Annotated in this window: 7 protein-coding genes; 2 read left to right on the forward strand and 5 right to left on the reverse strand. The window is 66.3% G+C overall.

Going from position 1 to position 8,246, the window contains the following annotated elements; genetic code table 11:
- On the forward strand, positions 1 to 972 hold a 972-nt coding region (locus tag RMN84_RS10580), incomplete at its 5' end, for a glycosyltransferase (RefSeq protein WP_309612135.1).
- On the opposite strand, the gene RMN84_RS10585 is transcribed toward RMN84_RS10580, so the two are convergent.
- Complete coding sequence (locus RMN84_RS10585; RefSeq protein WP_309612136.1) at positions 969 to 2,309, reverse strand: oligosaccharide flippase family protein; 1,341 nt, start codon at positions 2,307 to 2,309, stop codon at positions 969 to 971. The genes RMN84_RS10580 and RMN84_RS10585 overlap by 4 nt on opposite strands.
- Positions 2,310 to 2,485: 176 nt before the next feature.
- On the opposite strand from RMN84_RS10585, the gene RMN84_RS10590 reads away from it, so the two are divergent.
- The gene (locus tag RMN84_RS10590; RefSeq protein ID WP_309612137.1) at positions 2,486 to 3,649 is read left to right on the forward strand and encodes a glycosyltransferase; all 1,164 of its coding nucleotides are present in this window, start codon (positions 2,486 to 2,488) and stop codon (positions 3,647 to 3,649) included.
- Here the strand turns inward: RMN84_RS10590 and RMN84_RS10595 are convergent.
- From RMN84_RS10595 to typA, 4 genes are all read right to left on the reverse strand, one after another.
- Positions 3,636 to 4,544, reverse strand: a complete 909-nt coding sequence (locus RMN84_RS10595) for an ion channel (RefSeq protein WP_309612138.1) — start codon at positions 4,542 to 4,544, stop codon at positions 3,636 to 3,638. The genes RMN84_RS10590 and RMN84_RS10595 overlap by 14 nt on opposite strands.
- Before the next feature lie 65 nt (positions 4,545 to 4,609).
- Complete coding sequence (locus tag RMN84_RS10600; RefSeq protein ID WP_309612139.1) at positions 4,610 to 5,128, reverse strand: response regulator; 519 nt, start codon at positions 5,126 to 5,128, stop codon at positions 4,610 to 4,612.
- A gap of 122 nt (positions 5,129 to 5,250) precedes the next feature.
- Entirely contained in the window at positions 5,251 to 6,039 is a 789-nt protein-coding gene (locus tag RMN84_RS10605) for a cell wall hydrolase (RefSeq protein WP_309612140.1), read from the reverse strand.
- A 227-nt stretch (positions 6,040 to 6,266) separates the two neighbouring features.
- Entirely contained in the window at positions 6,267 to 8,075 is a 1,809-nt protein-coding gene (gene typA / locus RMN84_RS10610; protein ID WP_309612141.1) for a translational GTPase TypA, read from the reverse strand.
- Positions 8,076 to 8,246: the final 171 nt, after the last annotated feature.

Below are 8,246 nucleotides of genomic sequence, written 5' to 3' on the forward strand. Positions count from 1 at the left end.
GATGCCGAGGGGGTGGCGAACGAGTTGCTCGGTCAAGGGGTCACGTTGCGCTATCTCGGGCGCACCGGCAGTTTCCGCCCGCTCGACCTGCTGCGCGCGCTGCCCGCGCTGACCGCCCTCCTCCGCCGCGAACCCGCCGACGCGGTCGTCGCCTGCGCCAATAACAGCGCGCTGGTCACCGCCATCGCCTTTCGCGCTGCCGGAGCGCAGGGTCGGCTGTTCCTCAAGACGACCAACCCGGTCGCCAGTTCGCGCCACACCGGGCTGGTCCGCTCGCTGCGGCGGGCGAGCTATGGCTGGATCTTCGGCTGGACGCGCGGCGTGTGGACGCTCAGCGCGCAGGAAAGCGACGAGATGCGCGCGGCGTTTCCGACCCACGCCGCACTTTTCCGCGACGTCGCCAATCCCTATGTCACGGCGGCAATGCTCGCCCCGGCAACCGCCGCCCCGACAGCGACCGGCAAGACCGTGATCTGCGTCGCCCGCCTGTCCCCGCAGAAGCGGCTCGAACGGCTGGTCGCCGCCTTCGCGCTGGTGCGGACGCCCGATACCCACTTGCTGATCCTCGGCGAGGGCGAGGAGCGGGCGCAGCTCGAGGCGCAGGTCGCCGCGCTCGGCATCGGCGAGCGCGTTTCGCTGCCCGGCTACGTCAACGACGTCGCCGCCGCGCTCCACGCCGCCGACCTGTTCGTGCTGGCGTCCGATTACGAGGGCCTGCCGGCGGTGGTACTGGAGGCGATGGCCGCCAATTGCCCGGTGATCGGCACCGACTGCTTCCCCGCCGCCCGCGCCCTGCTCGGCGGCAGCGAAGGCTGCGCGATCATCGAGCGGACCGACCCCGCGAGCCTCGCAGCGCAGATCGACGATCGCCTCGCCCGCGCGCGCCCGACCAGCCTGCGCGCGATTGCCGAGCGCTATTCGATCCCCAGCGGCATCGCCAGCCACGCCGAGGCACTGCTCGCGTCCCTCTAACCGCTCGTCCGCCGCCACAGCAGCCCGCCGAGCATTGCCGCCGTGCACGCCGCCTGCACCAGCGCAAACGCCCCCGCCCCCGCCAGCCCGAACGCCGCCATCGCCAGCGGCAGGAACGGCAACAAGCCCAGCGAGCAGATCAGATTGGCAAAAAACGATGTCCCCGGCATGCCCATCGCGACCAGCGCCGCGCTCGCCGGAGGGCCGACGAGCAGGATCGCGCGGGCGGCGAACAGCCACAGCATGATCGTCCCCGCCGGGCCGAACTGGCGACCACCAATAAGCCGGGCAATGGCCGGGCCGAAGAAGGCGATCAACACGACCAGCGGGACCGCGACGGCGAAGGCGATGGTCACCGATTTGACGAACGCGCGGCGGATCTCGTGCCCGCGCCCGCCCGCCGCGATCAGCCGCGCCATTTCGGCATAGGCCGCCTGGCCGAGGTTGCCGGCGGGCTGGGCGATGACCGCGGTCGCGCGCTGGGCGACGGCGAAGATACCGGTCGCGACCGGCCCCATGACCCAGCCGATGATCAGGGACGTCAGTCGCTGCGACAAATCGCCGAACGTGACGTCCGCATTGGCGGCCAGCATGAACCGCCTGATGCCCGGATTCTCCGAAATTGCGCCACGCGGTGATCCGGCCAGTCGCTCCCCGGCCAGGTCGCGCCGGACGACCCACAAACCGAACGCCCACATCGACACCCACTCGGCCAGCGCCGCGACCAGCCAGGCGATCAGGAACCCACGCAGCCCCGCGCCGACCGCAACCGCGATCACTGCCCCAACCAGCCGCACCAACGGCGAAATCACATTGTGCAACCCGAGCAGGTCGAACCGCCCGCGCAATTGAAGATAGCCCGCCGGAGTCGAGCGGATCGTCGCCAGCACGGCTAAACTGTAGGGGACGGCGAAGGCGATCGCCGCTGGCGACCATCCGAGTCTGGGGCCGATCCACGGGGCCAGCGCCGCTGCGACGACGATCGCGACGACGCCGCCGACAATCTCGATCACCGTCGACAGACGCAGCAGCCGGATCAGGCGCGGCGTGTCGCCCGCTTCGTTGGCCAGCGCGCCATAGCGAACCACGCCCTGCCAGCCGGGAAATTCGATGATCCCGCCAACGGTGATGACGTAGGTGTGGACCAGGATCAGCACGCCATAGTCGCGCGTCCCGAGCGCGCGCACGGCGATCACCAGATAGACCAGGCTGACAACCCCGGCGACCGCCTTGCCGCCCAGCAGCTTGCCGAGATTGCCGTAGATGCGCCGGACCATGCCGAACGACAAGGCATGGCGCTCTGGCGCGACTGGTGTGGGGTCCGTGGTGTCGGGCATGGAACTTGCGCTGCCGTTTTTAACGTTGAACGTTGACCGCGCTGCTGAAAAGCTTCGCAACGAAAAGATCGGTAGCGGATCGGGCGGCGGTGCAACAGCCCGGCTAATCGGCGTGGCGGTCGGCGATGGGTCGCGTTAAGGAGGCATGCGCTGACTTTCCTGCGGGATCTGCCGTCATGAACGAAGAACTCGACCCTGGTTCGCTCGCTGGCGGTGTGTTGCTGACCATCCATCGCCTGAGCCAGGGCGGGGCCGACCGGGTGGCGATGCTGCTGGCGAACGGCTTTGCTGCGGCCGGCATGGCGACCGCCATCGCCGTCCTGCGCAGCGGCGGCGAGGGCGACGCAGTGCTCCGCGCGCTGCTCCGCCCCGATGTCCGCGTCGTCACTGCCGGGCCGCCGATGGGATCGCGCCACCTGGAACTGATGCGCGGCCGCCGCTTCATCCGCAGACTGACCGAAATGGCGCGCCCCGACCACGTCATGGCGAGCAGCAGCAACATGGGTCTGGTCACCGGCCTTGCCCTCGGTCCGCGCGGAGGTCGCGGACCGTTGCGGGTGATGAAACTGACCAACCCGGTGATCCGCCCGACCGACCGAGGCGCATGGCGCCGCCTGTATCGCCGCACACTCTATCGCTTCATCTTCGATCGCTACGACCGGATCATCGTGCTGACCGATGCCGAGCGCCACTTTCTCTCGCGCCTTTATCCGGCGCATTGCGACCGCTTCAGGACGGCCGCCAACCCCTATGTCACCGATGCGATGCTCGGCCGCGCCACATCCCGTGAACCGCACGCAGCACCGCATATCCTGACCCTCGCCCGGATGATGCCGCAAAAGCGGCTGGACCGGCTTTTGACGGCGTTCGCCGGCTCCAGCCGCCGCGACAGCCGGTTGACGATAGTCGGTGATGGACCCGAGCGACCGGCGTTGCAGCGCCTAGCGCTAAAGCTGGGCATTATCGATCGGGTCGACATGCCCGGCTTTGCCGCCGACGTCCTGCCCTTTCTGGCCCGCACGAGCCTGTTCGTGCTCTCGTCCGATTATGAAGGATTGCCGGCCGCGATCCTGGAAGCGCTGGCGTTCAATATCAGAGTGGTCACGACCGACTGTTTCGACGGCGCGAGGGAGCTGCTGGACGATGCCGATGGCTGCGCAACCGTCGCTCGCGAGGATGTTTCTGCGCTGACCCGGGCTATCGATGACAGTCTCGCCCTCACGGGCACGCCAATCGGCCTGCGTGACATTGCGCGGCGCTACACCATCGACGCCGGCATCGCCGCGCATCTGGCGATCATGCGGGGGCCTGCAATCGCGTCGCCGATCATGGCGCGATGATATCGTCGAAGCGGCCATAGTCGATCGTCCGAACGCCGTCGTCAGCCTGACCGAGGATGTCGGCGAAACGCACGCCCCAGCGGACATCCTTCGCGGTATAGGCCCAGCGACCGTGGATGGTCTGGCCACTGCGCTCGTCGGTGCCCGACAGCACGACGATGATCTCGAATCCGTCGGCCTCCGCCTCCCGCCCGAGCCACTGATGCAGCGGGCTGTCCTCGTCGATCGGGTGCATGATCGTCCAGGTCAGGGTGAAGACCGGGTTCCGCTCGCGCGCCAGGCTAAGATCACGAAAGCGGCGCATGCGCCCGCCCTCGACGATCTCGTCGCTGATCAGCGACACATGGGCACTCGCTTCGAAGATCAGATTGTGGCGCTGGTTGGCAGCGCGGAACATCAGCGTCGGCACGCCGTCGATCGGCGTGACCACGGCAATCGTCGAAAAGACCATCCGCGCCGTCGGCCGCGAAAAACGCGCGAACATGATCCCGGTGACCAGCGCGAAAAACAGGATCCCGAGCGAAATCTCGATCGCAACCAGAATGTTCGCATAGAGTGACAGCGGCACCATATTGCCATAGCCGACGGTTGCGACCGTCTCGATCGAGAAAAAGAACAGCTGCCAGAATTCGGGCGCCTCGATCTGCGGGCTGGGTTGGGTGAACCCGGCGAGATCGAGCATGAACAGGCCGGCAAAGGCGCAGTTGAACAGAAAGAAGGCGGTCAGGAAATAAAGTGTCAGCCGTAGCCACGAAGCCCTCAGCAGCTGATGATAGACGTCGGGCGTGCGAAACATCGGACGGCCGAGCGGCCGCACGCGGAGCTGCGTATCCGACTTGATCATTCGGGCGAAGGTCGGCGGCAGGTTGCGGGCGTTGCGCTGGGGCTTGTCCATCGCCCCGCCCTAACGTGCGGCGCGGACCCGCGATAGCCGGGGGGAGCCGTTCTTCTGAAACGACCCTAGTTCGCCTGCGTCCCCGCGATCCAATGCTCGATGCGGGTCTTGATCGATCGGCGCGAGGGGATGAAACCGGGTTCGACCAGCTGCTCCAATGGCTCCGCCTGCTCGGGCAGGTCGTAGAAGGTGAGGTTGCGCGGCATCCGCTGGCGGAACGTCTCGCGCCCGCGCATCACATCCTCGGCCATCGCCAGGCTGCGGTGGACTTCCTCGGCGGTGAACGGCTTCATCAGGCAACCCAGTGCCAGGTCGGGCATCGGAAAATCGGGCGCCTTGCCGGTTACGAACAGTACGGGGATATCGTCGTCACTCAATCGCACCGCGACCGAGAAGCCGGTCGTGCCATGGGCCAGCCGCAGATCGACCAGCGCCAGTTCGGGGCGATGCTCGGCTGCCGCCGCTACCGCGCTGTCCACGTCGTCGGCAATCGCCACCACCTGATAGCGGGGATTATCCTCGACCAGATATTTGAGCGTCGTCGCTAGTTGACGGTCGTCCTCGACGATCAGGATTCTCAACATTTCGAAGCCCCTCCGTTCCGAACCAGAACTTATCCACAGCGTGGACCCGTGCGGGTGTGCTGCGAATCCCTGCGCTTGGCGGTTAACGACGAGTGGAGGCTGGCAAGAGGCCGGGCGAGCGATCAGGCGCGATAAAAGATATGCGCGCCAATCTGTTGGACCTTGAACAGTGCGCTGCGCCAGCGCGGCGCGACATAATCGGCATGGTACCACAGCACGTCGGCGGGCAGCGCGGCGACCAGGTTGCGGGTCGCGATGCGCGCGATCGCCTGGGCCTTGCGCCAAGCCGCGCAGCCCTGATTCACATAAGGGAAGGCTCCGGCGCGGACGAACGAGAATTGCTTGTGCTGCTTGATCACGCCGCACATCGTCGCCGGGAAGCGGCCCGAGTGCGCGCGGTTGATGACGACTTGCGCGACGGCGAGCTGGCCCTCGAGCGGTTCGCCCTTGCTTTCGAAATAGACCGCGGTGGCGAGGCAATTGGCTTCCTCGTCGAGCACGCCATCGCTATTCGCGTCGACCAGCGCGGCCAGCGCGGTGCCGGGGACATAGGTTGAGCCGGGGACCGAACCCGGCATCGGCGGGATCATCGCGGGCACGCCCTGCATGGTCAGGACCGGTCCATCGTGCGGCGCAAGGAGCGGCACCACCACGCGCGGCAGGGCCGGCGGCATCGGCACGGTCTGGCCATCCATTGTTGCCCGTAGCACTTCCTGAACCGAGCGCAGCTGACCCGGGGTTGTCGGCGTCGGGCGAACCGTCGCGATCGCCGTCTGGGCGGATAGATCGTAATTTTGCGCGACCGGCAGGGTCACGCGATCCTGTCCGAACGCGGCGGTCGAACCGGCGCACAGCGCAAGGAGGAAGACAGCCGCCGCGGACAAGCCGCGTGCTCCCAGGAAACGGGTCAATCGCGTTCTACTTCGGTGCGGCCACCCGCTCGTCGCGCGCCTTGAGCGCCTGTCGCCGAGCCAGGCTTCCGTCTCGCTCAGGAGCCCGGCGTACCGCCCGGCCCACTCGCTTCAAAACCTTTGCTGCACCTGCACATAGGGGCGCATGGCTTAAAATATAGTGAGCAAACGGCGAACCGAGCCCCGCGCGGGACGAACGCGGGAACTGTCCCGAAATTGGCCGCGAATCAGGCCGCCGTCTTGGCCCGCGATGCCCGCTTGCGATCGTTTGAATCGAGATGGGTCTTGCGCAGCCGGATCGACGACGGCGTCACTTCGACGAGCTCGTCCTCGTCGATGTAGGCGATCGCCTGCTCCAGCGTCATGCGCTTGGGCGGGGTCAGCCGGATCGCGTCGTCCTTGCCCCCGCTGGCGCGGAAATTGGTCAACTGCTTGGCCTTCATCGGATTGACCTCGAGGTCGTCCGTCTTGGCATTTTCGCCGACGATCATGCCTTCGTACAGCGCCTCCTGATGCGCCACGAACAGGATGCCGCGCTCCTCGAGCGGACCCAGTGCATAGTTGTTGGCCTCGCCCGCGCCGTTCGAGATCAGCACGCCATTCTTGCGGCCCTCGATATTGCCCTTGTGCGGGCCATAGCGTTCGAACAGTCGATTCATGATCCCGGTGCCGCGCGTGTCGGACAGGAATTCGCCATGATAGCCGATCAGCCCGCGCGACGGGGCGGAGAAGCTGATCCGGGTCTTGCCGCCGCCCGAAGGTCGCATGTCGGTCAGCTCGGCCTTGCGCTGCGCCATCTTCTCGACGACCGTACCCGAATATTCGTCGTCGACGTCGATCACGACGGTCTCGTACGGCTCGGTCCGCTTGCCGTTGTCGTCTTCACGGAACAACACGCGCGGGCGGCTGATGCCCAGCTCGAAGCCCTCGCGGCGCATCATCTCGATCAGCACGCCGAGTTGCAACTCGCCGCGCCCGGCGACTTCGAACGAGTCCTTATCGGCCGACTCGGTAACCTTGATCGCGACGTTGGATTCGGCTTCACGGAACAGGCGGTCACGGATCATGCGGCTCGTGACCTTCGACCCCTCGCGCCCGGCCATCGGCGAATCATTGACCGCAAAGCGCATCGACAGCGTCGGCGGGTCGATCGGCTGGGCGTGGAGCGGCTCGCTCACCGACGGATCGGCGATCGTGTCGGCCACGGTCGCAGTGGTCAGCCCGGCGATCGAGATGATGTCGCCCGCCTCGGCGCTGTCGACCGGCACCCGCTCGAGGCCGCGGAAGGCCATGATCTTCGACGCGCGCCCGGTCTCGACGACCTTGCCCTCGGGACTGAGCGCATGGATCGGCGCATTGGTCTTGATCGACCCCGAGAACACCAGCCCGGTCAGGATCCGACCGAGGAAATTGTCGCGGTCGAGCAATGTCACCAGGAACTTGAACGGACCATCGGGATCGGCCGACGGCGCCGGCACATGGCTGACGATCGTCTCGAACAGCGGCGCGAGCGTGCCCTCGCGGACATCGTCGGTCTCGCCGGCATAGCCGTTGCGGCCCGACGCATAGAGCACCGGGAAATCGAGCTGCTCGTCATTGGCCTCGAGCAGCACGAACAGGTCGAACACTTCGTCCAGCACTTCGGACGCGCGCGCATCGGGGCGGTCGATCTTGTTGACGACGACGATCGGCTTCAGCCCGAGCGCGAGCGCCTTGCTGGTTACGAACTTGGTCTGCGGCATCGGTCCTTCGGCGGCGTCGACCAGCAGGATGACCCCGTCGACCATCGACAGGATGCGCTCGACCTCGCCGCCGAAATCGGCGTGGCCGGGCGTGTCGACGATGTTGATGTGGGTCCCTTCCCACTCGACCGAGGTGCACTTGGCCAGGATCGTGATCCCGCGCTCCTTCTCGAGGTCGTTGGAATCCATCGCCCGCTCTTCGACGCGCTGGTTGTCGCGAAAGGTGCCGGACTGGCGAAACATCTGGTCGACCAACGTGGTCTTGCCATGATCGACGTGGGCGATGATCGCCACGTTGCGTTAAGACATGAGAATTTTCCGAAAAAGAGAAGCCGCGCCCCTAGCCGATGTGGTGCGCTGCAGCAAGGTGGGCGCTAAGCGATTTCAGGATGGAACCTCTTGCCAGTTGCGGGCCGGACAGTCTTAAAACAGGACAATGATTTTGGTCGTTTATGTCTTGTGAAA

The organism is Sphingomonas sp. (assembly GCF_031380695.1).
Lineage (GTDB): Bacteria > Pseudomonadota > Alphaproteobacteria > Sphingomonadales > Sphingomonadaceae > Sphingomicrobium.